The sequence below is a fragment of the Nocardioides bigeumensis genome (assembly GCF_039531755.1).
Lineage (GTDB): Bacteria > Actinomycetota > Actinomycetes > Propionibacteriales > Nocardioidaceae > Nocardioides > Nocardioides bigeumensis.
This window is the reverse complement of the sequence record NZ_BAAAQQ010000001.1, coordinates 34,363-57,769: the sequence shown is the minus strand read 5'-3', so window position 1 is coordinate 57,769 and position 23,407 is coordinate 34,363. Positions and strand designations below refer to the sequence as shown.

Genomic DNA, 23,407 nt, shown 5'->3' with positions numbered 1-23,407 from the left:
TCATGCGCATCGAGCCCGACACCAAGGACTGGACCTGGGTGCTGGACCGCCCCTGCCCGGACTGCGGGTTCGACGCCCCGGCTCTCGACCTGTCTCGCGTGCCTCAGGCGATCCGCGACAACGCGACGCTGTGGGAGGTGGTCCTCGAGACCGACGACGCGGCGGTGCGGCCCTCGCCGGTGGTGTGGTCCCCGCTGGAGTACGCCTGTCACGTCCGCGACGTCAACGAGCTGTTCGACCAGCGGCTCGAGCAGATGCTGACCGAGGACGACGCGCACTTCGCCAACTGGGACCAGGACGAGACCGCCGTCGAGAAGGACTACCTCGGCCAGGACCCCGCGGCCGTGGCCGCCGAGGTGGTCGCGGCCGCCGATCGTGTCGCGGCCCGCTACGAGACGGTCGGCGAGGCCGACTGGGACCGGACCGGGACGCGCAGCAACGGCGACCGCTTCACCATCGACACCTTCGCCCGTTACCACCTGCACGACCTGGTCCACCACGCCCACGACGTGTCCCACGTGACCAAGCGGGTCACGGTGGCGTCGTACGACGCGTTCGCAGACGACTACACCGCCGGCGTCGGCGGAGCTGCCGACGAGGTCAGGGCGGCGATCGAGGAGTTCGCCGGTGACCTCGGTCCGGGCGCGCGGGTGCTGGAGGTCGGCAGCGGTCCCGGCTGGGACGCCGAGCTGCTCGAGGCGGCGGGGCTGTCGGTGCGCCGCACCGACATCACGCCCGCCTTCGTGCGCCGGCTGCGCGAGGCGGGTCACGAGGCCGACGTGCTCGACCCGCTGACCGACGACCTGACCGACCCGCGCACCAAGCACGTCGAGGGGACGGGGTACGACGGCGTGTGGGCCGACGCGTCCCTGCTCCACGTGCGACGTGAGGACCTGCCGACCGTGCTCGCCAAGCTGGCGGCCGCGACGCGCGCGGGTGGGCACCTCTTCCTCGCCGTCAAGGAAGGCGACGGGGCGCGCTTCTCGACGCACGGTCACGTGGGCGCCCCGCGGCACTTCACCTTCTGGCGTGAGGGCCCGCTGCGCGAGGCGCTGACGGAGGCGGGGTGGCGCGTCGACCGGATGGACAAGAACGGCGACCACACGGGCCAGGACTGGCTCGTCGTGAGGGCGGTCCGGGCAGGGGCGTGAAGCACACCGAGTTCTGGGGCCGGATGGAGGCCGCGCTCGGGTCGGCGTACGCGCGCTCGTGGGCGCACGACTTCGTGATGGCCGAGCTCGGGGACCGCACGGTCGAGCAGGCGCTCGCGGCCGGTTTGCCGCCCAAGCAGGTGTGGCTCGCCGTGTGGCGGGCGCTGGAGCTCCCCATGAGCGAGCGATGAGCTCCGCCGGCGCCGGTCAGGGCACCGGCGCCTTCCCGGCTGAGGACGCCGCGCTCGTCCAGCGACGCACGATCGGCACCTTGGTCGCCGCCCAGGCCGTGGGTGCGCTCGGCATCACCATCGGCATCGCCACCGCCTCGCTGCTGGCCAAGGAGATCTCCGGGTCCGAGCGCCAGGCAGGCCTCGCGCAGACCTTCCAGGTGCTCGGGGCGGCCGTGGCGGCGTACCTCCTGGCCCGCGTGATGGCCCACCGAGGACGCCGTGTCGGACTGGCGCTGGGCTACCTGATCGGTGCCCTGGGTGCCTTCGTGGCCGTGCTCGCCGGCGTGGTCGGCTCGATGGCGCTGCTGCTGGTGGGAGCGGCGATGCTGGGCTCGACCACGGCGGCCAACAGTGGTTCCCGCTACGCCGCCACCGACCTCGCGTCCACCGAGACCCGTGCCCGGGCGCTGTCCACCGTGGTCTGGGCGACGACCATCGGAGCGGTGGTGGGGCCCAACTTGACGGGGCTCTCGGCGCGCGTGGCGAGGACCCTCGGCATCCCCGAGCTCACCGGCCCCTTCGCGATCGGCTCGATCGGCATGCTGCTGGCCGCGCTGGTGATCTGGCTGCGGATGCGTCCGGACCCGCTCTTCCTCGCCCGCCGGCTCGCGGGTCAGCCCGAGCAGGCCGACGTGACCGGCACGTCGTGGGGGCGGGTCGGCGCCGCCGTCCGCGAGAGGCCGGTGCTGCTCGGCGCGATGGTGGGTCTGTCGGGGGCGCACGCCGCGATGGTCGCGGTGATGGTGATGACGCCGCTGCACATGGAGCACGGCCGTGCCGAGCTGCGGATCATCGGTGTCGTCATCAGCGTGCACGTGCTGGGCATGTTCGCCTTCTCGCCGGTGGTGGGCTGGCTCACCGACACCGTGGGGCGCGGCCCCGTCCTGGCGGCGGGCGGGCTCGTGCTCCTGGTGGCGCTGCTCTTCTGCCGCGCCGCGCCCCCGGGCAGCTCCGCTCAGATCTTCGTGGGGCTCTTCCTTCTCGGTCTCGGGTGGTCGCTGGCGACGGTCGCGTCCTCGACCCTGATCGCCGACCACGCCCCGCTCGACGCCCGCACCGACGTGCAGGGCGCGGCGGACCTGATGATGGGGCTGACCGCGGCGTCGGCCGGGGGAGCGGCGGGGTTGGTCGTGGGGTCCTTCGGCTACCACGTGCTCGCGCTGGCCTCGGTCTCGCTGGCGCTGGCCGTCGTCGTCGCAGCGGTGTCCGTGGGCCGTGGGCGCCAGGACCGTGAGTCGGTGCTGAGCAAGGAGTAGACGAGCAGGTCCGGGGCGACGCCGGACCTGGCAGGGTGTCCGCGTGAGACCGGACCAGGCCGCCGCCGACGTCGCCGTCATCGGCGGCTCGGGCTTCTACTCGTTCCTCGACGACCCGCGCGAGATCGTCGTCGAGACGCCGTACGGCGAGCCGTCGGCGCCGATCTCGGTGGGCGTCGTCGCCGGGCGCTCGGTGGCGTTCGTTCCCCGGCACGGCGCCGGTCACCGGTTCCCGCCGCACGCGATCAACTACCGCGCCAACGCGTGGGCGCTGCGGTCGCTGGGGGTGCGTCAGGTCGTCGCGCCGTGCGCGGTGGGCGGGCTCAGGTCCGAGGTCGCCCCTGGGGACGTCGTCGTCCCCGACCAGCTGGTGGACCGCACCCAGCGGCGGGTGCAGTCCTTCGTGGAGTCCGGGGCGGTGCACCTGCCGTTCGCGGACCCCTACTGCGGACGGCTGCGCCACGCGGTCCTCGCCGCGGGGCCGAGCCTCGTCGACGGCGGGACGATGGTGGTGATCGAGGGCCCGCGCTTCTCGACCCGGGCCGAGTCGGCGCACTACGCCGCCCAGGGCTGGACGCTGATCAACATGACGGGCCACCCCGAGGCGGTGCTGGCCCGCGAGATGCGGCAGTGCTACGCCGCGATCGCGGTGGTCACCGACATGGACGCCGGGGCCGAGGAGGGCGAGGGCGTCGGCCAGGAGGAGGTCTTCGCCCGGTTCGCCGCCAACCTCGACCGGCTCCGCGGCCTGCTGACCGACGTGATCGCCACCCTCCCGGACCCCGACGGCTGCTCCTGCTCCACCTGGGCAGACGGCCTCGAGCTCACCTACGACATCCCCGGCTGAGGTAGGTGACCACGAAAGGCACCTTCCGGAGACCCCCGGATGGTGCCGATCGTGGTCACCTAAGTTCAGCCGGCGAGCCGGGCCCGCTGGATCAGTCGCAGCCCAGCGACGTACGACGGGGCGTAGCACGCGGTCGCCAGCGCGATGCCGATCGCGCCGCCGAGGACCCCGAAGGCGATCATCGGGAGCAGCGACAGCGGCACCAACCACCAGCTGAGCACGCCGGCGCGCGCGAGCCCGGCATACATCACCGGAAAGCCCAGCAACCCGCACACCTTCGCGCTGAGCAGCCAGATCACCATCGACGGCGCGCCGTTGGTGCCCTCGAAGACGGCGACGGCTTGGTCCATGGTCAGGACGTTGCCGGTGGTGGCCAACACCCAGTCGGAGTAGAGCAGCCCCGTGAACTGGATGGCGCCGAACGCCCCGGCCAGTCCGCCGACCGTCGCGAGGGCCCGGCCGCGCCGGCCGCGGACCAGGCCGATCGAGGCGATGGCCGCGAAGGCGAAGAGCACCCACGAGTAGTGGAAGAGGTTCGCGGACAACCCGGACACGAACGGGTCCTCGGCGAGCGAGGCGATGTACGCCGCTGCGCTGGCGTCCTCCTGCGGCGGTGACGTGGCGGCGCCGGCGACGAAGAGCAGCGGCGCGGAGATCGAGGCGAGCCCGGCCAGGAGACCGAGCGTGCGTCGGCTCCCGGTGCGCTCCTCCTCGATCGCGGCGGTCGAGGTGTGGGTGGTGGTGATGGTCATGACGAGCCCCTCTCGGCTGGTGGGCCGCTCCGGTCGAGCGGCGACGAGGAGAACTCTCCGGCGAACCGCCACCTCGGCGGATCGGCTCGGGAGCCCGACCGTCCGGCACCGGACGACGACGTCCACGACCCCGGGTCGTCCACAGGGAGGACGCGCGGTCGTTCCCGGAGACGACCTCAGGCGCTCCAGGTGCTGCCTAGAGTGACGCCGTGACCAGCACCTTCCGCCGCCCGGGTCCGCTGCCCGCCATGGCTGCGGCCCTCGTGATGGCCGCGGCCGCACTGTTCGAGGCGGGTTGGGGCGGTGAGCGCGCGGAGCTCTCCCCGCTGAGCGTGACCTCGGCGCTCCTGACCGGCGTGTCGCTGCTGGCGGCGTACTTCTCGCCCGCCGGAGGTGTCGCCGTTCTGGCCGCCACGGTCGGCGTGCCGGGGCTGTTCGTTGACGACCTCCCGCCGAGCGGCGGGGCGCAGCTGATCGCGTCCATCGTCCTGGTGGGGTACGCCGGTTACCGCCTTTCAGCGCGTGGCGCTCTGATCGCCTACCTGCTGCTGGCGTTCGTCCCAGCCGTCACGATCATCTCCCTGGGCGAGTCGGTCTGGGAGCTCCTCTTCTACGCGCTGATCCTCGCGCCTGCCTGGGTCGTCGGGGTTCTGCTGCGTCGCGAGCAGGTGCGTTCCGCCGAGCTGGCCAGGCTCGCGGCGGAGCTGCGCGCCGAGCGGGAGAGGCAGGCCGAGGTCGCGGTTGCCGCAGAGCGCACCCGCATCTCCCGCGAGCTCCACGACGCAGTGGCCCACACCGTGAGCGTCATGACCCTGCAGGTCGGCATCGCCCGCCGTCGGTTGGGGGGCGACTCCGTCGAGGGGGAGCTGCTCCAGGGTGCGGAGAAGCTCGGGCGGCAGGCCGTCGACGAGCTGCGGCGGATCGTGGGTCTGGTCCGTGAGGGGGAGCATGCCGCGCTGGCACCGATCCCGTCACTGACGCAGCTCGACGAGCTCGTCGACCAGGTCCGCGCGGCCGGGGCCGAGGTCCGGGTGCACGTCGACGGGCGGCTGGAGGAGGTGCCGCAGGCGGTGGGGATCTCGGCGTACCGGATCATCCAGGAGGCCCTCACCAACGTGCTCCGCCATGCCCCGGGCGCCGCCTGCGACGTCACGGTCGTCCTTGCCGCTGACGAGCTGCGCGTCTCGGTCACCAACGGTCGCGCCACCCGCACACTGCTGACGGACGGCACCCCGGGAGGCCACGGTCTCACCGGCATCCGGGAGCGGGTGCACGTCCTGGGAGGCCGGTTCGAGTCCGGCCCGGTGCCAGGAGGCGGATTCGCGGTCCGTGTGGAGCTGCCCCTCCCGGAGTCAGAGAAGGTGGACGCATGAACGCGCTCCGGGTGGTGCTGGCCGACGACGAGGCGATGGTGCGCGCCGGGCTGCGGCTGCTGATCGACACCGAGGACGACCTCGAGGTCGTGGGTGAGGCGGTCGACGGCGAGGACGCCGTGCGGGTGGTGGCGGCGACGTCCCCCGACGTGGTCCTCATCGATGTGCGCATGCCGCGCCTGAACGGGCTCGACGCCGCCGTGCGCATCCTGTCCGAGGCGCCGGACACCCGGGTCGTCGTGCTCACCACGTTCGACGAGGACGAGGTCGTCGACGAAGCACTCCGGCGTGGTGTCGCCGGATTCCTGCTCAAGAGCTCTCCGCCGGAGGACATGTTGGAGGCGATCCGACGCGCCAGCCGCGGGCAGGGCGTGCTCGACCCGAGCGTCGTGCCTGGCGTGATCTCGCGGTACGCCGCCACGCCGGCCGCGCTCGGTCGTGCCGCGGCGCTCGACCTGCTCACGCCGCGCGAGACCGACGTCCTGCGGCTCGTCGGACGCGGTCGCAGCAATGCCGAGATCGCGGCCGAGCTCTACCTGGGGGAGACCACCGTCAAGACCCACCTCGGGCGCATCCTGGACAAGCTCGAGCTCCGGGACCGGGCCAGGGCGATCGCCTTCGCCTACGACTCGGGCCTGATCTCGCCGGGGGAGTGACTCGCCGGCGGCCGACCGGGAGAGCCGGGCGGCGCGACCTGCCACCAGCCGACGGGCGACACGCCGACCCGGCAACTCGTATCGAACACCTGTTCGGCCTAGATTGTCTCCACAGGTGACGTGACCGGGCGGTTCTCCACAGGCGGCCCGACTCGTCGGAGGTCGATGTCGGAGCCTCCGTCTAGCGTCCCCCACACAGACGTTGAAACCATCGGAGAAGGGGATAGCCAGATGGCTGGAGGAGACCGCGACAAGGCGCTCGACGCCGCACTCGCCAACATCGAGAAGCAGTTCGGCAAGGGCTCGGTCATGCGTCTGGGCGACGACGTGCGGGCGCCTCTGGAGGTGATCCCGACCGGCTCCATCGCGCTCGACGTGGCCCTTGGCCTCGGTGGCATCCCGCGTGGGCGGGTGGTGGAGATCTACGGCCCGGAGTCCTCCGGCAAGACGACGGTCGCCCTGCACGCGGTGGCCAACGCCCAGCGCGCCGGGGGCATCGTGGCGTTCATCGACGCCGAGCACGCGCTCGACCCGGAGTATGCGAAGAACCTCGGCGTCGACACCGACGCGCTGCTGGTCTCCCAGCCCGACTCCGGTGAGCAGGCGCTCGAGATCGCCGACATGCTGGTGCGCTCCGGTGCCCTCGACCTGATCGTCATCGACTCGGTCGCCGCGCTGGTGCCCCGCGCCGAGATCGAGGGCGAGATGGGCGACTCCCACGTCGGCCTCCAGGCCCGGCTGATGAGCCAGGCGCTGCGCAAGATGACCGGTGCGCTCAACGGCGCCGGCACGACCGCGATCTTCATCAACCAGCTGCGCGAGAAGATCGGCGTGATGTTCGGCTCGCCCGAGACCACGACCGGTGGTCGGGCGTTGAAGTTCTACGCCTCGGTCCGCCTCGACGTGCGCCGCATCGAGACGCTCAAGGACGGCACCGACGCGGTCGGCAACCGCACCCGCGTCAAGGTCGTGAAGAACAAGGTGGCCCCGCCGTTCAAGCAGGCCGAGTTCGACATCATGTACGGCAAGGGCATCAGCCGTGAGGGCGGGCTCATCGACGTCGGGGTCGAGGCCGGCCTGGTCCGCAAGGCGGGCGCTTGGTACACCTACGAAGGCGACCAGCTCGGCCAGGGCAAGGAGAACGCGCGCAGCTTCCTCAAGGACAACCCCGACCTGGCCAACGAGCTGGAGAAGAAGATCCTCGAGAAGCTCGGCGTCGGCCCCACGGTCGACACCCCGGCCGCGATCGACGACCTGTCCGACGAGCCCATCGGTGTCGACGACTTCTAGGTGGCAGGGCGACGTCTCCGTCGGGGTCGACGCCTGGACCCGGCGGGACTCGACCGCTCCGCCACCTGACCCGGCGGCGGAGGGGCCCGACGCCGACCACGAGGCGGTCGCCCGCAAGATCTTGCTCGACCAGCTCACCGGCCGGGCTCGCACCCGCCGAGAGCTGGCCGACAAGCTCAGCGCCCGCAACGTCCCTGACGACCTGGCACAGGCCCTGCTCGACCGGTTCGAGGAGGTCGGGCTGGTCGACGACGAAGCCTTCGCCAAGGCGTGGGTGGCCGACCGGCAGCGGGCCCGCGGCCTCGCGCCCCGGGCCATCGCGCAGGAGCTGCGACGCAAGGGAGTCGACGACGAGGTCGCCCGGGAGGCGCTCGACGAGCTGACCGGTGAGAGCCAGGCAGAGGCTGCCCGGACGCTGGTCCGCCGCAAGCTCAGGTCCACACGCGGCCTCGACACAACGGTGGCCACCCGCCGTCTGGTGGGGATGCTGGCTCGCAAGGGTTACCCCGCCTCCCTCGCCTTCCGGATCGTCAAGGACGAGCTCGGCGCCGACCTCGAGGATGCGGGTATCGACGAAGCGGGTCTCGACTGATCGGGTCTCGACTTTCCGCTCGCAAGCTCGCTGCTCGACCACCGGGACTGCTCGACCACCGGGGCTGCTCGACCACCGGGGCTGGTCGACCACCGGGGCTGGTCGACCACCGGGGCTGTTCGACCACCGGGGCGCTGCTCTACGGCCGGGCGCGTCGATACTCTCCCCGGGTGACCACCCACCTCACCGTGCGCGACCGTGGCCACGAGCTGAGCGGGGTCGTGCGCGAAGGTGAGTCATGGGCGGCGGCGGCCACGCGCACCTGCGCGAGCCTGACCCACGATCCGGTCCCTCTCGACCTGTCGGGAGAGGTGAAGCGCTTCTCGATCGACCACGACACGACCGTGACGGTGCGCGCCATGTCCCGCGGCGACCTGCCCGACGTGGTGCGGTGGCGGCAGGCCGCGCACGTGAAGAAGTGGTGGATCAGCGACGGCGAGCCCACCGAGGAGCGCGTCTTGGCGCAGTACCTGCCCGACATCGACGGCCGCACCCCCACCCGGATGTGGGTCGTCGAGATCAACGGCCGGTCGGTGGGGTTCGTCCAGGACTACCGGCTCTCCGACTACCCCGAGTTCGCCGTGCTGACCCCTGACCCGGCCGCGATCGGCGTCGACTACGCCATCGGCGAGCCGACCTGGGTCGGCCGAGGGTTCGGGGTGCGGGTGCTGTGGGCGTGGATGCTGCGTGCTCGGCATCGCTTCCCCGACGCGACGGCCTACTTCGCGGCGCCCGATCACCGCAACGAGCCGTCGCTGAGGGTGCTCGACAAGGCGGGCTTCCAACGCGGGATCTGGTTCGACGAGGCGTTGGCCGACGGCACCACCGGGACGGTCGTGGGCTGCACCCTCGACGTACGCCGGGTGCTGGCCTGAGGTCGAGGCGCACGTGAGCGATGATGGGCGCCATGATGAGCGCATGAGCGACGCCCCCAGCACGATGGTCCCCAGGCTTGAGCGGGGTTCGGTCGACCTGACGTCCATCGAGACCGATGCGGCCCCAGGCTTCGACGGCAAGAAGGCCGACGGCAAGGCGGCGCTCGCGGCGATGGGCGAGGAGCTGGCCGACCTGCAGGAGCGGTTGTTCGCCGACCGCTCGACGGGCGGTACCCGCCGGATCCTGCTGGTGCTGCAAGGCATGGACACCTCCGGCAAGGGTGGGACGCTGCGCCACACCGTCGGCCTGATGGATCCGCAGGGCATCAAGATCACCTCGTTCAAGGCGCCGACCGACGAAGAGCGCTCCCACGACTTCCTGTGGCGCATCGAGAGGGCCTTGCCGCAGGCGGGCTACATCGGTGTCTTCGATCGCTCTCACTACGAGGACGTCCTGATCGCGCGGGTGCGCGAGCTTGCGCCGGCCGAGGAGATCGAACGCCGGTACGGCGCGATCAACGACTTCGAGGCCAGGCTGGTCGGCGAGGGCACGACCGTCCTCAAGTGCATGCTGCACATCTCGGCGGACGAGCAGAAAGCCCGGCTGCTCGAGCGGCTGGACGACCCGGCCAAGCACTGGAAGTACAACCCCGGCGACCTCGACGAGCGGGCGCTCTGGCCGGCGTACCGTGACGCGTACGAGATCGCGCTCGAGCGCACCAACACCGACGTCGCCCCGTGGCGGGTGATCCCCGCCGACAAGAAGTGGTTCCGCAACCTAGCGATCGGCGACCTGTTGCTGCAGACGCTTCGTGGCTTCGGGCTGGGCTGGCCGGTCGCCGACTTCGACGTGGCCGCCGAGCGCAAGAGGCTCGCCGAGGAGAAGCCCGTCACGTGACCCTCGAGACCGTGCGCGTCACCCGCTACGTGACACCGCTGCGCGAGGGCGGCTCGTTGCCGGGGATCGTCGAGGCCGACGACCTGGGCACCTACGTCTGCAAGTTCCGCGGCGCCGGGCAGGGCGTGCGCGTGCTCGTGGCCGAGGTCGTGGTGGGCGAGCTGGCCCGTCGCCTCGGCCTGCGCACGCCGCGCCTGGTCACGCTCGACCTCGACCCGGCGATCGCGCGCTACGAGGCCGACGAGGAGGTCCAGGACCTGCTCAACGCCAGCCCCGGGCTCAACCTGGGCGTCGACTTCCTGCCCGGTGCGTTCGGGTACGACGGACCCAAGGACGGCGACGGACCCGGACAGGGTGCGTTCGCCGGCATCGCGGCGAAGGTGCTCTGGCTCGACGCGTTCACCGCCAACGTCGACCGCTCCTGGCGCAACCCCAACCTGCTGACCTGGCACGGCGACCTGTGGGTGATCGACCACGGCGCCGCTCTCTACTTCCACCACGGCTGGTCCGGCGGGATCGGGGACCCGGTGCGCTTCGCCCAGCAGGCGTGGAGCGTCGACGACCACGTGCTGCGTTCGTATCGTGCCGGTCTGCCCGAGACCGACCGCGAGGTGTCCGCGCTGCTCTCGCCCGACGTGCTGGCCGAGGTGGTCGGCTGCGTGCCCGACGTGTGGCTGGAGCCGGTGCCAGGCGCCGAGTCCCCGGAGGCCCTCCGCGGTGCCTACGTCGCCTACCTGGCTGCCAGGCTCGCCACTCGGCAGTGGTTGCCGGCTGCACACGGCGGTGCCGCATGAGTGCGTCAGAGCTGCCCTACCAATACATCGTCCTGCGCTGCGTCCCGCGACCCGAGCGGGAGGAGTTCGTCAACGTCGGGGTGGTGCTCTACTGCCAGGCCAGCGACTTCCTCCAGGCCGGATGGCGCGTCGACGTCGAGCGGCTGCACGCGCTGGACCCGCGAGTGTCGACCGACCAGGTCTGCGCCGCGCTGGAGTTCATCGACGCCGTCTGCGCGGGCGACCCGCGCGGGGGTGCGGCCTCGGAGCAACCGCGCGGCACGAGGTTCGGGTTCCTGAAGGCACCACGCAGCACGGTCCTCCAGCCGGGGCCGGTGCACGGCGGCGTCACGACCGACCCGGCTCGCCAGCTCGAGCACCTCGTCTCGACCCTGGTCGGCTGATCCTCTACAGACCCGGCGCTCCCTCGTGCCACCACTGGGCGGTCTGCAGCATCCAGAACGTCGCGAACGGCACGAGCAGGGCGAGCTCGACGGCGAAGACCCAGTACTCCCAGCGGCCGGCCGGGTCGCCACTGGTGGCGAGGAAGTACACCGCGGCCACGAGCAGCGCGAGGATCATCACGACCGCGATGAGCGCGTAGCGCAGGTCCACCGAACGCCCGCGCATCATCGAGGTGCGCGCGCCGGCCTTGGGTTGCAGGGCGTTGCTCACCGCGACGTACGCGAGCGCGACGAACAACGGGACGGCCGCGACGTAGTGACCCCACTGCACGTAGGTGTCGTGCCAGCCCACGTCGAAGACCACGAAGCCGACGTACACGAACGTGGCGAACGTCAGCCCGACCGTTGCCTGCTTGCGCTGCAGCGTGTCCCAGCCGACCCGGCCGTCCTTCACCGCGAGCACGACGACCGCCACCAGGGCGACGGCTCCGACGATCCCGAGCGTCCAGGCGCCGTTGGTGATGCCCGGCTCGAAGGTGGTCGGCACGCACGACGTCTTGGCGCCGGGACAGTCGACCGGATCGTCGTTCACGATGGTCCCCTCGGCGACCGCCGCCGGGATCAACGCCACCACCGGGGCGAGCATCCCTGCGACGTTCAGCATCACGTCCTCGAGCAGCCGCTCGCGACCCTTGATCGCCACCAGCGCCACCCCGACGCCGATCAGCGTCCCGACGAAGACGCTGCGTGCGGGGGTGAAGTAGTAGGCGCTGATCGACCCGAGGCGGGTGTCGTTCACGAAGAACTCGTAGGCGACGGAGACGCCCAGCAGCGTCACCAGGGCGAGGACGCCCAGACGGAGGTAGTTGTACGTCGAGATCGCAGGCGTGGGGGGCATGCCTCCGATTGAACGCCCCCATCGCCGTCAAGGGGACGCGGACTAGACCGCGTCCCCCGACGACCAGCTAGACCGGAACGAGCTCGACCGCGCCGACGGCGTACCTGGCCAGGACGACGCGCGCGATCTCCTCGTGCGCACCGAGCGGCTCGGACACCGCGACCGCGCCGGCCTCGAGCGCCAGCTCCTTGGCCCGGTCGGGGAGGAAGCCGGGCGCCAGGAAGAGCGAGGCGACGGCGATGTGGCGGCGGCCCTCTGCGCGGAACGCACGCACCGCCTCACCCGTGGCGGGCGGCGAGGACGAGGCGAAGGCGGCGGTCACCGGCAGCTTGTGGTGGGTGCCCCAGACACGGGCGAGCCGCGCCACTGCCTGGTTGGCGAGCGGGTCGGTCGACCCAGCCGCGGCCAGCACGAGCGCGTCGAGCTCACGCACCCGAGCGTCCTTGAGCGCCTCGCGCATCCGCAGGTCGAGCACCTCGAGGAAGCAGCTCTCCAGACCGAGGATGCGGGTGGCCCGGATCTGCAGGCCCTGCCCGGTCGTGGCGTGCCGGGCCGCAGCCTCGGCGATCGCCTCGGGCACGTCGACCTTGGCGTGGTAGGCCTCGGTCAGCAGCAACGGGACGACGACGATCTCGTCGTAGCCGGCCTTGACCAACCGGTCGACGACCGTGTGGAAGGACGGCTTGGAGAGCTCGAGGAACGCGGGCTCGATGCGAAGGTCCGGGCGCATCGCGCGGACCTCGGTGACGAGGGCGGTGATGGTCTGGGCGGATCGCGGGTCACGGCTTCCGTGGGCCAGGGCGATCAGTGCGGGTGCTGCCATCGGGGTCAGCCTCCGTTCGTTTCGGTGGTGCGGGGGTGGGGCGGTGGAGTTCGACGACGTTGTCGGGGATGCGGGGGTCTGGGGGACCAGGCGGGCCTCAATGGATGCCGCACTCGGTCTTGCCGGTGCCGGCCCATCGGCCGCTGCGCGGGTCGTCTCCCGGAGCGACGCGGCGCGTGCAGGGCCAGCAGCCGATCGAGGGATACCCGTCGTAGACGAGCGGGTTGACGAGCACGTTGTTGTCGACGATGTACTGCTCGAACTGCTCGTCGCTCCAGCGGGCCAGCGGGGAGACCTTGACCTTGCCCTTGCGGGCGTCCCAGCCGACCACCGGCGCGATGACCCGGTTGTGGGTCTCGGCGCGACGCAGGCCGGTCGCCCAGGCGTCGTACTCGGTCAGCGAGTCGGTGAGCGGCTGGACCTTGCGCAGCTTGCAGCAGAGGTCGGGGTCGGTCTTGTAGAGGTCCTTGCCGTACGCCGCGTCCTGCTCGGCGACGCTCTGCACCGGCGTGATCGTGAGCAGGTTGACCGGCATGGTCACCTCGACCGCGTCGCGGGTGCCGATCGTCTCGGCGAAGTGGTAGCCGGTGTCGAGGAAGACCACGTCGAGGCCGGGTGCGACCTTCGAGGCGAGGTGCGCCAGCACGGCGTCGCCCATCGACGAGGTGACGCAGAAGCGGTCGCCGAACGTCGCCACGGCCCACTCGATGATGTGCTCCGCCGGGGCCAGCTCGAGCTCCGCGCCGACGTGCGAGATCAGCGCGCGCAGCTCCTCGGGGGAGCGTCCCTCGGTGTGCGTGCCGCGGAACTCCCGCGCCGCCCGGGTGGTCGCGGTGCTCATCGGGTGACGTCCGGTCGAGCGATCTGGCCGAGGAACGTGACAGAGAACGCGCGCAGGCAACCGCGGCACTCCCAGCCGTCCTCGCGGGGGAAGAGGTTCTCCTCGCCGCAGTAGGGGCAGTGGAACGGGCTCGCGTGGCGCGTGCTCATGCGGTGGTCACCACCCTCTCGCCGCGGAGCAGCTCCTCCTCGGCCCGAGCAGCCCAGGTGGCGAACGACTCGTCCTCGAGGCGGTCGGCCAGGAAGTTGGTGACGACGTTGCTGACGTAGTCGTCCAGCCCGGCGCTGGTGACCTTGTGGGCGCGGAGCTTGCGGCCGAAGTTGGCCTGCAGCCCGGTCGCGCCGCCGAGGTGCACCTGGTAGCCCTCCACCTGCGCGCCCTCGTGCATCACCAGCTGGCCCTTGAGGCCGAAGTCGGCGACCTGGGTGCGGGCGCAGGCGTTGGGGCAGCCGTTGACGTTGACGGTGATCGGCACGTCGAGGTCGGGGAACCGCCGCTCGAGCTCGTCGACCAGGTCGCGCGCCCGGTTCTTGGTGTCGACGATGGCGAGCTTGCAGAACTCGATGCCGGTGCAGGCCATCGTGTTGCGGCGCCACTGCGACGGCCGTCCGGACAGCCCGATCTCGTCGAGCCGGTCGAGCAGTGCGTCGACGCGGTCGGGGGCGACGCCGATGAGCACGATCTTCTGGTACGGCGTCAGCCGGGCGCCTGCGACGCCGTGCTCCTCCATCGCGTCGGCCAGGTCCTTCAGCAGCGAGCCGGAGACCCGGCCGGCGGTGGGCGCGACGCCGATGTAGAAGTTGCCGTCCTTCTGCTCGTGCACGCCGATGTGGTCGCGGTGGCCGACGGGCGACGGTGGCGACGGGTTGGTGACGAGGGCGCGGCCGAGGTACTCCTTCTCGAGCACCTCGCGGAACTTCTCGACGCCCCAGTCGGCCACGAGGAACTTCAGGCGGGCGCGGGAGCGCAGCCGGCGGTAGCCGTAGTCGCGGAAGATCGACGCCACGCCTGCCCAGGCGTCGGCGATCTCGTCGACGGGGATCCAGACCCCCATCTTCTGGGCCAGCATGGGGTTGGTCGAGAGGCCGCCGCCGACCCAGAGGTCGAAGCCGGGCCCGAGCTCGGGGTGGACGGTCCCGACGAACGACACGTCGTTGGTCTCGGGGGAAACGTCGTGGCTGGGGTGGCCGGTCAGCGCGGTCTTGAACTTGCGCGGCAGGTTGGAGAAGTCCTTGTCGCCTATGTAGCGCTCGAAGATCTCCGCCAGCGCAGAGGAGCCGTCGATGATCTCGTTCTTCGCGACGCCGGCGACCGGCGAGCCCAGGAAGGGACGCGGCGAGTCGCCGCAGGCTTCGAGGCTGCTGAGCCCGTTGTCGTCGAGCAGCTGCCAGATCGCGGGGACGTCCTCGATGCGGATCCAGTGGTACTGGATGTTCTCCCGGTCGGTGACGTCGGCGGTGTCGCGGGCGTAGTCGACGCCGATGACGCCCAACGCACGCACGGTGGCGGGGGAGAGCAGCTGGCCGTCGGTGCGGACCCGCAGCATGAAGTAGCGGTCGTCGAGCTCCTCCTCCTCGAGCACGGCCGTCTTGCCGCCGTCGATCCCGGGCTTGCGCTGGGTGTAGAGGCCCATCCAGCGGAACCGCCCGCGCAGGTCCGCGGGGTCGATCGAGTCGAAGCCACGCTTGGAGTAGATGTTCAGGATGCGCGCCCGGACGTTGAGCGGGTCGTCGTCCTTCTTGGACTGCTCGTTCTTGTTCTGCGGCTCGGCGTAGCCGAAGGACCACTGGCCCTCGGCCCGCTTGGGGCGCGGGACGTCGGTGTGGCGCGGAGGCTGCGACTGGTAGCGCAGGTCAGGCATCGGAGGAGTCCTTGCTGAGGTTCGCTGAGGGCCGCGCGCGACGGTGAGCGCGGAGGGGACGAGAAGCTGCGGCGTGGATCAGCGATGCCAACAGATCATGCTGCGCGTACGCATGAGGTCCACGTGGCGACGTACCACGAGGTGCGCGTGCGTTGCAGCGGAGACCATGTCAAGCAGTCTCAGGGGGCGGACACCCGGTCCACAAGTCGAAATCTCGTGATGTGGGACGTCGTGCCAGCATGTGAGACCGCTCGTCGCCCGCAGCGCAGCCGGCGTGAGCGACCTCACGATGTGGAACTCCTGCGGGCCGGCCTCCGTCCGGCGTCGCTCGGGCGCCCTGCGTACCGTCCGAGCGCGGCCCTAGGATTCGCCGCATGACCGACCAGTCCGCTCTCATCAGCAGCGCCTACTCGCAGGCACTCTCCGTCATCGAGTCCGTGGAGCCGCGCATCGCGGAGGCGACGCGCAAGGAGCTCGCCGACCAGCGCAGCTCGCTCAAGCTCATCGCGAGCGAGAACTACGCCTCGCCCGCGGTGCTGCTGACGATGGGCACCTGGTTCAGCGACAAGTACGCCGAGGGCACGGTGGGTCACCGCTTCTACGCCGGCTGCCAGAACGTCGACACCGTCGAGGCGCTCGCGGCCGAGCACGCGCGTGAGCTGTTCGGGGCGCCCTACGCCTACGCGCAGCCGCACTCCGGCATCGACGCCAACCTCACCGCCTTCTGGTCGATCCTGGCCCACCGCGTGGAGGGTCCGTGGCTGGAGAAGTTCGGCGCCAAGAACGTCAACGAGCTCACCGAGGCCGACTGGGAGACCCTGCGCGGCGAGCTCGGCAACCAGCGGCTGCTCGGCATGTCGCTCGACGCGGGCGGCCACCTCACCCACGGCTTCCGGCCCAACATCAGCGGCAAGATGTTCTACCAGCAGCAGTACGGCACCGACCCGGAGACGCAGCTGCTCGACTACGACCTCGTGCGCGCCAAGGCGCGCGAGTTCCAGCCGCTGATCCTGATCGCGGGCTACTCGGCGTACCCCCGCCGGATCAACTTCGCCAAGATGCGCGAGATCGCCGACGAGGTGGGCGCGACCCTCATGGTCGACATGGCGCACTTCGCAGGGCTCGTCGCGGGCAAGGTCTTCACCGGCGACGAGGACCCCGTGCCGTTCGCGCACATCACCACCACGACCACCCACAAGTCGCTGCGCGGCCCCCGTGGCGGGCTGATCCTGGCCCAGGAGGAGTACGCCTCCTCGGTCGACCGCGGTTGCCCGCTGGTGCTGGGCGGCCCGCTCTCGCACGTGATGGCGGCCAAGGCCGTGGCCCTGGCCGAGGCTCGCCAGGACTCGTTCCGCACCTATGCCCAGCAGGTCGCCGACAACGCCAAGTCGCTGGCCGACGGGTTCCTGACGCGGGGCGCCAAGCTGGTCACGGGTGGCACCGACAACCACATCGTGCTGCTCGACGTGACGTCCTTCGGGCTCACCGGCCGTCAGGCCGAGTCGGCGCTCCTCGATGCCGGTGTCGTCACCAACCGCAACTCGGTGCCCAACGACCCGAACGGCGCGTGGTACACCTCCGGCGTCCGTTTCGGCACGCCCGCCCTGACCACCCGCGGCTTCGGCCACGACGAGTTCGACAAGGTCGCCGAGCTCGTCGTCGACGTCCTGAAGAACACCCGGCCCGGCTCCACCAAGGCGGGCGGGGCGTCCAAGGCGACGTACGAGCTGGGCGACGGCGTCGCCGACCGCACCCACGCCGCCTCGGCCGAGATGCTCGACAAGCACCCGCTCTACCCCGGCCTCGAGCTCACCTGACCGCGAGATGGTTGACCACGATCAGCACGGGTTCCGAGCATCTGGCCCGTGCCTTTCGTGGTCAGTTATCCGACCGTCGGGGTGGTGCGGGCCACGATCGCCCGGAGGTCGTCGGAGCCGACGTCGAGGGCGCCGAAGGTGGCGGCGTACGACGGCGTGAGCCGCGACGCCATGAAGGTGTCGGCGACCGCGGCGGGGGAGTGGCGCACCAGGAGCGACCCCTGGAGGCAGGCCGCCATCTGGCCGGCCAGCCTCCGGGCCGCGCCCTCGTTGGCGGCGCCCTCGCCGAGCAGGGTGAGGGTGTCGTCGACGGCCCGGTCGAGGCGCTCATCGGCCCCGCGGGCCCGCCCGACCTCCTTCACCCACGCCTGCAGCGCGGCCGGCTCGCGCGACAGTGCGCGCAGGACGTCGAGGGCGTTGACGTTGCCGGAGCCCTCCCAGAGCGAGTTCAGCGGCGACTCGCGGAAGAGCATCGGCAACACCGACTCCTCTACGTACCCGTTGCCGCCCAGGCACTCCAGCGCCTCGGCCACCACGACGGGTGTGCGCTTGCAGACCCAGAACTTCGCCAGCGGCAGCGCGATCCGCCGCAGAGCCACCTCGTGAGGGTCGTCAGGGGCGTCGACCGCGGCCGCGAGGCGCAACGCGAGCGCGGTGGCCGCCTCGGACTCGACGGCCAGGTCGGCCACGACGTTCTGCATGAGCGGCTTGTCGGCCAGCAGGGAGCCGAAGGCCGAGCGGTGCGCCACGTGCCACGACGCCTCGGCGACGGCGCGCCGCATCAGTGACGCCGACCCAAGCACGCAGTCGAGCCGGGTCGCCGCGACCATCTCGATGATCGTGCGCACGCCCCGGCCCTCCTCGCCGAGCCGCACGCCCCACGTGCCGTCGAGCTCGATCTCGGCCGAGGCGTTGGAGCGGTTGCCGAGCTTGTCCTTGAGCCTGACGATGTCGATCCGGTTGCGCGTGCCGTCAGGCAGCACGCGCGCGACGACGAAGCACGACAACCCCTCCAGCGCCTGCGCCAGCACCAGGAACACGTCGTCCATCGGCGCCGAGGTGAACCACTTGTGACCGTGCAGCGTGTAGCCGCCGTCGCCGGTCGGGCGCGCCTCGGTGACGTTGGCACGCACGTCGGAGCCGCCCTGCTTCTCGGTCATGCCCATGCCCGCGAGCGCGCCCGTCTTCTCGCTGGCTGGCCGGACGCCTGGGTCGTACGACGTGGCTGCCAGCAGCGGGACCCACTCCTTCGCGATCGAGTCGTCGACGCGCAGGGCCGGCACGGCGGCGTACGTCATCGAGATCGGGCACCCGTGGCCCGGCTCGGTCTGCGACCAGGCCAGGAAGCCGGCCGCGCGGCGTACGTGCGCGTGCGCGGCGCCCGCCTCCTGCTGCTCCCAAGGGGCCGCCTGCAGCCCGTGCCCGACCGCACGGGTCATCAGCCAGTGCCACGACGGGTGGAAGCGCACCTCGTCGACCCGGCGCCCGAACCGGTCGTACGACGCCAGCTCGGGGTGGTGCCGGTTGGCGAGCAGACCGTGCTCCCTGGCCTCGGCCGAGCCCGCCTGGGCGCCCAGCGCGACCAGGTCGTCGAGCACGTCGGCCCCGGCGTACGTCAGGACAGCCTCGCTCAGCGCAGCGTCGGACATCACGACGTTGTGGTCCTCGAGCGGCGGGGCCTGGTTGGTCGTTGCGCGCAGGTCTGGCGTCCCCATGTGGCTACGGTAGAGGCCATGGCGACGACCGAGGAGCCGGCCGAGTCCGCGCCGTCCTCGCGTCTGATCAGGGTGCGCGAGACGCTGTGGCGGCTGGTGGTGACGACGGTCGGCTCGTGCCTGCGCTATCGGGTGACCGGCCTGGCCGCCGAGGCGGCCTTCTTCGCCGTGCTGTCGGTGCCGCCGCTGGTCTTCGCGCTGGCCGGCGCGATCGGCTTCGTGTCCGAGCGGTTCAGCGCCGCGCAGGTGCAGGACATGCGCAACGCCGTGATCGACCTCTTCTCGCAGGCCCTCACCGAGCGTGCCGTGCAGCAGATCATCGTGCCGACGATCAACGAGGTGCTCTACTCGCCCCGCTACGACATCATCTCGCTCGGCGTCATCCTGGCGCTCTGGTCGGGCAGCCGGGCGCTCAACGTCTTCGTCGACACCATCACGATCATGCACGGGCTCGGCGGCCAGCGCGGGATCGTGAAGACCCGGGCGCTGTCGTTCCTGCTCTACATCCTCGCCATGGTCACCGGCGGGCTGATGATCCCGCTCATCGTCGCCGGTCCGACGCTGGTGCGCCGGGCGCTGCCCGAGCGGGCTGAGTTCCTGATGGCGTTCTACTGGCCGCTGGTGATCGTGGTCTGCATCTGCTTCCTCGCCACGCTCTACCACGTGTCGGTGCCGGTGCGGACGAACTGGAGCTTCAACCTTCCCGGCGCCACGTTCTCGCTGCTGGTGTGGATCCTCGGCTCCGCCGGGTTGCGCTGGATCCTGACGGTGACCGCTGCGCAGTCCCGGTCGATCTACGGGCCGCTCGCCGCGCCCATCGCCGTGCTCCTGTGGCTCTACCTCCTCTCGATCGCGGTGCTCATCGGTGCCGCCGTGAACGCGTCGTTCGACACGGTCTTCCCGCAGAAGTCGACGAGCAGCGCCCGAGCCGAGCTGATGGCGCGCCTGCGCAGTGCGATGGGCGGGCGGTCCTGAGTGGGAGACTCCTGACGTGCTCGACGATGCCCCGACGTCTTCCTTGGCGTCCTCGACGGCGCCTGCCCCTCTCGTGGGGTCGACGACCGGCAAGGTCTCGCTCCCGGAGCGGACCCGCTCGCCGTGGTGGGAGCTGGGCCGACGGCTGCTCCTGGCGATCTTCATCCTGGTCGGCACGGTCATGCTGGTGTACTTCGACCGGGACGGCTACCGCGACAACAACGACCCCGAGAACAACTACGCGCTCAGCCTCATCGACGCGTTCTACTACACGACCGTCACGCTCAGCACGACCGGGTACGGCGACATCGCGCCGGTCAGCGACCAGGCCCGCTTGATCAACGCGTTCGTCATCACTCCCGCCCGCATCGGCTTCCTCGTGCTGTTGATCGGGACCACCCTGGAGGTGCTTGCCTCGCAGGGCCGCGAGATGTTCCGGGTCGCCCGGTGGAGGAAGAAGATGGGTCACCACATCGTCGTCGTGGGCTACGGAACCAAGGGCCGCAGCGCCGTGGAGACCATCGTCGGCAACGGCCTGAGCCGCGAGAGCATCGTCGTCGTCGACCCGAGCCGGGCCGCGCTGGCCGACGCCCATGCCGACGGGCTCGCCGTGATCACCGGCGACGCCACGCGGCGTACCGTGCTCCGCCAGGCCGGCGTCGAGTCCGCCACCCAGGTCATCATCACCACCGACCGCGACGACTCCAACGTGCTGTCGTGCCTGACGGTGCGCCAGCTCAACCCGGACGCCTACATCATCGTCTCGGCCCGCGAGCACGAGAACGTCCCGCTGATGAAGCAGTCGGGCGCCGACTCGGTGATCACCTCCTCCGACGCCGTCGGCCGGCTGCTCGGCCTGTCGTCGCTGTCGCCGACGCTCGGCTCGGTGATGGAGGACCTGCTGACCTACGGCGACGGGCTCGAGGTCGCCGAGCGCGAGCTGCTCGTCACCGAGGTGGGCAAGCCGCCGCAGTCTCTGCCCGACCAGGTCATCGCGGTCGTGCGCGACGAGAAGGTCTACCGCTACTTCGACCCCATCGTCTCCCAGCTCGCTCGCGGCGACCGCCTCATCGTGGTCCGCTCCGCCAAGGAGATGCCGTGGGCCCCGCGCCCCGGTACGCACGGCGAGGACGTCTCCACCGACGACGAGTGATTCCGGTTCGAGCCGCTCATCCACAGGCTCGACCCCCTGGCCGTTGCCTAGTCATCTAGTTGGCTAGGCTGGGCCACGGCCCCCACCGATAAGTTCTCGGAGGGCCTCATGTCTGCTCGTCGATCCCTGTACGCCGCGATCGGGCTCCTGCTCGCGTTGTGTGTCGCCTGCTCGGGCGATCCTGAGCCTCAGGTGGAGCCAGCGCCGAGTACGCCGACGGCGGACCCGTTGCCGACTGAGTCTCCGACGCCCGAGCCGAGCGAGGAGCCGGAGACGGCTGAGGAGTTCCTGCGACGGTGGGTAGTCGAATACGAGGACATGCAATCCACCGGCGACTCAGCCCCCTTCAGGGCCACGTCTCGCGGTTGTCGTGAGTGCCTCGCCATCGCAGACAGGTTCGAGGGCATCTATTCGTCGGGAGGCTTCATACGAGGTGGGGCCATCACGGTGACCGATGTCCGGAGGGCCGGGAGGATCGGAACGGCAGAGTCGTGGATCTTGGAGTTCGATGCGACGAGGACTCGCTATCGAGAAACCTCCGGCGCTCCGGCTCAAACCCTTCAGGGGGGTCACTCGGGATTTCGTTTCGTCCTCGAGCCTGACGGGGGCGCATTCACGATCCGCGAGCTGTACCAGGAGTCCCTGTGAGGGGCCGAGCCTGGTTGGCCGTGTTGCTTGCCGTTCCGATCGTCGCGTTTACAGGTGGTCCAGCAAGCGCATGTGGGGCTGACGCCGTGTTGGGGCAAGTCGGACTCGTCTGCTTTGAAGGCGGGCAAGACTTGACCAACTACGCGAGTTCGGCAGAGGGGTCCATGTACTCCTTCAGAGTCAGTCAGTTGTGCCAGGACGACGGCGACCAGCAGACATGCGACAACCCGCGGGCGTGCAACACAGAAAACGTCGTCGGCACGCTCTTCACCGTCTATCGGCGATTGATCGCCACCCCCAATGCCGACTGGGAGGCGTTCGCCGTGGTGTGCCTGATCGCGGGGGAGGAGCCGCGGTTCGAGGTGATCACCTGGCAGCGGGTGTTCGAGGTGATGAAGACGCTGGAGTGGCCCGAGGCGGAGTTGGCGATCCAGCCGGTGGGTGGCAAGACGTTGGTGAACTTCGAGACGAACTTCTTCACCACCACGACTGAGCCGAGCACCCAGACGGTGCGGCTGCTGGGCCGGGAGGTTCAGATCGAGGCGACGCCGGTGTCGTACACCTGGCACTGGGGCGACGGGAGCGACGCGTACGAGACCGACAACCCGGGCGCGGAGCACGTGGATGGCGAGGAGCATCAGGTGTTCCACGTCTACACCGACGCCGACGTGACCGAGCGGCCGTCGGTCGACGTCACCTACCGAGGTCGCTACAAGGTCGAGGACGAGCCGTGGCGGCCCATCCACGAGACCCTGACCGTCACCGGTACTCCGGTCCCGCTCGAGGTGGTGACGGCGCGTGTCCACCTCGTTGGTTGAGATCGTGTGGCCCTTGTCGTGCCAGGTTCGTCGAGGACCACACAGTCCCGCTGGTGGGCCGCGAGGCTGGTACGCCGCCATGGTTCTCGTGCTCGCGTTGTGTGTCGCCTGCTCAGGTGATCCTGAGCCACAGGTGGAGCCAGCGCCCAGTACGCCGACGGTGCACCGGTCGCCCACTGAGTCGTCGACGCCCGAGCCGAGCGAGGAGCCGGAGACGGCTGAGGAGTTCATCCAGCGATGGGTGGACCTCTACATGGACCTTCAAGCAACTGGGCGCTCGAGCGAGTTTGGGCAGATCTCTGACGAGTGTGAAGCCTGTGCGGACACGGTTGCTCGGTACTCGCGGATTTATGAGCTCGGCGGCGTGATTCGCGGACGGCGTGATGACTATCTCGTCGCTGAAACAACTCGCCGTGTCCCGGGGAACGGAGACGTGGATCGCCGCGTTCGACGTGACACCGACCAGGTACCGCGAGAGCTCACGCGGAGAGTGGCAGCGCCTCAAGGGAGGGGACATTGCATTCCGCTTCGTCCTGACACACGACCGTCGTCACGGGTACAACGTTTCAGAGCTGTACCAGGAGTCGGTGTGAGGCGGGCTGCTGCTGGACTGCTCTTCGTTACGGCGCTGGTCCTGCTGCCGGCCAGCGCCGCCTTCGCCGACTGCACCAGCGACGCATCGCTGTTGGCCGGACAAACGCGTTGCTTCAACAGTGGCGCTGAGCTGACCGAGTATGTGAGCTCCGCGGAGGGGGCTG

23 protein-coding genes are annotated in these 23,407 nt (G+C 70.6%); 16 read left to right on the top strand and 7 right to left on the bottom strand.

The features are described 5' to 3' along the window. Nucleotides 1–2: 2 nt before the first annotated feature. Genes ABD295_RS00315 through ABD295_RS00300 form a run of 4 tightly spaced genes read left to right on the top strand, consistent with a single transcriptional unit; the run spans nucleotide 3 to nucleotide 3,487 of the window. Nucleotides 3–1,151 carry a class I SAM-dependent methyltransferase gene (locus ABD295_RS00315; RefSeq protein WP_344301479.1) on the top strand — a complete coding sequence of 383 codons (1,149 nt, stop codon included), beginning with the start codon at nucleotides 3–5 and terminating at the stop codon, nucleotides 1,149–1,151. Further along, nucleotides 1,148–1,342, top strand: coding sequence for a DUF3046 domain-containing protein (locus tag ABD295_RS00310; protein WP_344301478.1), 195 nt, complete (start codon nucleotides 1,148–1,150; stop codon nucleotides 1,340–1,342). The genes ABD295_RS00315 and ABD295_RS00310 overlap by 4 nt, the downstream gene beginning before the upstream one ends. After that, entirely contained in the window at nucleotides 1,339–2,640 is a 1,302-nt protein-coding gene (locus ABD295_RS00305) for an MFS transporter (RefSeq protein ID WP_344301477.1), read from the top strand. The genes ABD295_RS00310 and ABD295_RS00305 overlap by 4 nt, the downstream gene beginning before the upstream one ends. Nucleotides 2,641–2,683: 43 nt before the next feature. Continuing rightward, nucleotides 2,684–3,487 carry an S-methyl-5'-thioadenosine phosphorylase gene (locus tag ABD295_RS00300; RefSeq protein WP_344301476.1) on the top strand — a complete coding sequence of 268 codons (804 nt, stop codon included), beginning with the start codon at nucleotides 2,684–2,686 and terminating at the stop codon, nucleotides 3,485–3,487. Between the two features lie 65 nt (nucleotides 3,488–3,552). Here the strand turns inward: ABD295_RS00300 and ABD295_RS00295 are convergent, their stop codons facing one another. Continuing rightward, nucleotides 3,553–4,239: a hypothetical protein gene (locus ABD295_RS00295; protein WP_344301475.1), complete on the bottom strand. Its 687-nt coding sequence runs from the start codon at nucleotides 4,237–4,239 to the stop codon at nucleotides 3,553–3,555. 209 nt (nucleotides 4,240–4,448) lie between these two features. On the opposite strand from ABD295_RS00295, the gene ABD295_RS00290 reads away from it, so the two are divergent. From ABD295_RS00290 to ABD295_RS00255, 8 genes are all read left to right on the top strand, one after another. Next, the gene (locus tag ABD295_RS00290; protein WP_344301474.1) at nucleotides 4,449–5,612 is read left to right on the top strand and encodes a sensor histidine kinase; all 1,164 of its coding nucleotides are present in this window, start codon (nucleotides 4,449–4,451) and stop codon (nucleotides 5,610–5,612) included. Next, entirely contained in the window at nucleotides 5,609–6,268 is a 660-nt protein-coding gene (locus tag ABD295_RS00285) for a response regulator (protein WP_344301473.1), read from the top strand. Before ABD295_RS00290 ends, ABD295_RS00285 begins: the two co-directional genes overlap by 4 nt. 231 nt (nucleotides 6,269–6,499) lie before the next feature. Continuing rightward, nucleotides 6,500–7,558, top strand: coding sequence for a recombinase RecA (gene recA, locus ABD295_RS00280; RefSeq protein ID WP_344301472.1), 1,059 nt, complete (start codon nucleotides 6,500–6,502; stop codon nucleotides 7,556–7,558). Next, nucleotides 7,542–8,150, top strand: coding sequence for a regulatory protein RecX (locus ABD295_RS00275; protein ID WP_344301471.1), 609 nt, complete (start codon nucleotides 7,542–7,544; stop codon nucleotides 8,148–8,150). Before recA ends, ABD295_RS00275 begins: the two co-directional genes overlap by 17 nt. Before the next feature lie 170 nt (nucleotides 8,151–8,320). Further along, the gene (locus ABD295_RS00270) at nucleotides 8,321–9,025 is read left to right on the top strand and encodes a GNAT family N-acetyltransferase (protein ID WP_344301470.1); all 705 of its coding nucleotides are present in this window, start codon (nucleotides 8,321–8,323) and stop codon (nucleotides 9,023–9,025) included. 43 nt (nucleotides 9,026–9,068) lie between these two features. Then, nucleotides 9,069–9,923 carry a PPK2 family polyphosphate kinase gene (locus tag ABD295_RS00265; RefSeq protein ID WP_344301469.1) on the top strand — a complete coding sequence of 285 codons (855 nt, stop codon included), beginning with the start codon at nucleotides 9,069–9,071 and terminating at the stop codon, nucleotides 9,921–9,923. After that, nucleotides 9,920–10,717 carry a hypothetical protein gene (locus tag ABD295_RS00260; protein WP_344301468.1) on the top strand — a complete coding sequence of 266 codons (798 nt, stop codon included), beginning with the start codon at nucleotides 9,920–9,922 and terminating at the stop codon, nucleotides 10,715–10,717. The genes ABD295_RS00265 and ABD295_RS00260 overlap by 4 nt, the downstream gene beginning before the upstream one ends. Continuing rightward, nucleotides 10,714–11,100: a DUF3037 domain-containing protein gene (locus ABD295_RS00255; RefSeq protein WP_344301467.1), complete on the top strand. Its 387-nt coding sequence runs from the start codon at nucleotides 10,714–10,716 to the stop codon at nucleotides 11,098–11,100. Before ABD295_RS00260 ends, ABD295_RS00255 begins: the two co-directional genes overlap by 4 nt. Before the next feature lie 4 nt (nucleotides 11,101–11,104). Here ABD295_RS00255 and ABD295_RS00250 read toward each other — a convergent pair whose 3' ends face one another. The 5 genes from ABD295_RS00250 to ABD295_RS00230 form a co-directional block, all read right to left on the bottom strand. Then, on the bottom strand, nucleotides 11,105–11,998 hold the full coding sequence (locus tag ABD295_RS00250; protein WP_344301466.1) for a hypothetical protein: 894 nt from the start codon (nucleotides 11,996–11,998) through the stop codon (nucleotides 11,105–11,107). A 67-nt stretch (nucleotides 11,999–12,065) separates the two neighbouring features. Beyond that, complete coding sequence (locus ABD295_RS00245; RefSeq protein WP_344301465.1) at nucleotides 12,066–12,821, bottom strand: sirohydrochlorin chelatase; 756 nt, start codon at nucleotides 12,819–12,821, stop codon at nucleotides 12,066–12,068. Between the two features lie 97 nt (nucleotides 12,822–12,918). Continuing rightward, nucleotides 12,919–13,662: a phosphoadenylyl-sulfate reductase gene (locus tag ABD295_RS00240; protein ID WP_344301464.1), complete on the bottom strand. Its 744-nt coding sequence runs from the start codon at nucleotides 13,660–13,662 to the stop codon at nucleotides 12,919–12,921. Beyond that, a complete protein-coding gene (locus tag ABD295_RS00235) occupies nucleotides 13,659–13,811 on the bottom strand; it encodes a hypothetical protein (RefSeq protein ID WP_344301463.1) in 153 nt (50 codons plus the stop codon). Before ABD295_RS00235 ends, ABD295_RS00240 begins: the two co-directional genes overlap by 4 nt. Then, nucleotides 13,808–15,523 (bottom strand): nitrite/sulfite reductase, encoded by a 1,716-nt coding sequence (locus ABD295_RS00230; RefSeq protein WP_344301462.1) that lies wholly within the window; start codon nucleotides 15,521–15,523, stop codon nucleotides 13,808–13,810. The genes ABD295_RS00235 and ABD295_RS00230 overlap by 4 nt, the downstream gene beginning before the upstream one ends. 374 nt (nucleotides 15,524–15,897) lie before the next feature. On the opposite strand from ABD295_RS00230, the gene ABD295_RS00225 reads away from it, so the two are divergent. Continuing rightward, a complete protein-coding gene (locus ABD295_RS00225) occupies nucleotides 15,898–17,340 on the top strand; it encodes a glycine hydroxymethyltransferase (protein ID WP_344301461.1) in 1,443 nt (480 codons plus the stop codon). Between the two features lie 65 nt (nucleotides 17,341–17,405). On the opposite strand, the gene ABD295_RS00220 is transcribed toward ABD295_RS00225, so the two are convergent. Further along, on the bottom strand, nucleotides 17,406–19,055 hold the full coding sequence (locus ABD295_RS00220; RefSeq protein ID WP_344301460.1) for an acyl-CoA dehydrogenase family protein: 1,650 nt from the start codon (nucleotides 19,053–19,055) through the stop codon (nucleotides 17,406–17,408). 18 nt (nucleotides 19,056–19,073) lie between these two features. Between ABD295_RS00220 and ABD295_RS00215 the strand changes: the two genes are divergently transcribed. The 3 genes from ABD295_RS00215 to ABD295_RS00205 all read left to right on the top strand — a co-directional run bounded on the left by ABD295_RS00215 (nucleotide 19,074) and on the right by ABD295_RS00205 (nucleotide 22,649). After that, nucleotides 19,074–20,030 (top strand): YihY/virulence factor BrkB family protein, encoded by a 957-nt coding sequence (locus ABD295_RS00215; protein ID WP_344301459.1) that lies wholly within the window; start codon nucleotides 19,074–19,076, stop codon nucleotides 20,028–20,030. Between the two features lie 43 nt (nucleotides 20,031–20,073). Beyond that, on the top strand, nucleotides 20,074–21,183 hold the full coding sequence (locus ABD295_RS00210; protein ID WP_425573930.1) for a potassium channel family protein: 1,110 nt from the start codon (nucleotides 20,074–20,076) through the stop codon (nucleotides 21,181–21,183). A 668-nt stretch (nucleotides 21,184–21,851) separates the two neighbouring features. Continuing rightward, nucleotides 21,852–22,649, top strand: coding sequence for a hypothetical protein (locus tag ABD295_RS00205; protein WP_344301458.1), 798 nt, complete (start codon nucleotides 21,852–21,854; stop codon nucleotides 22,647–22,649). The last annotated feature ends 758 nt before the right edge of the window (nucleotides 22,650–23,407 follow it).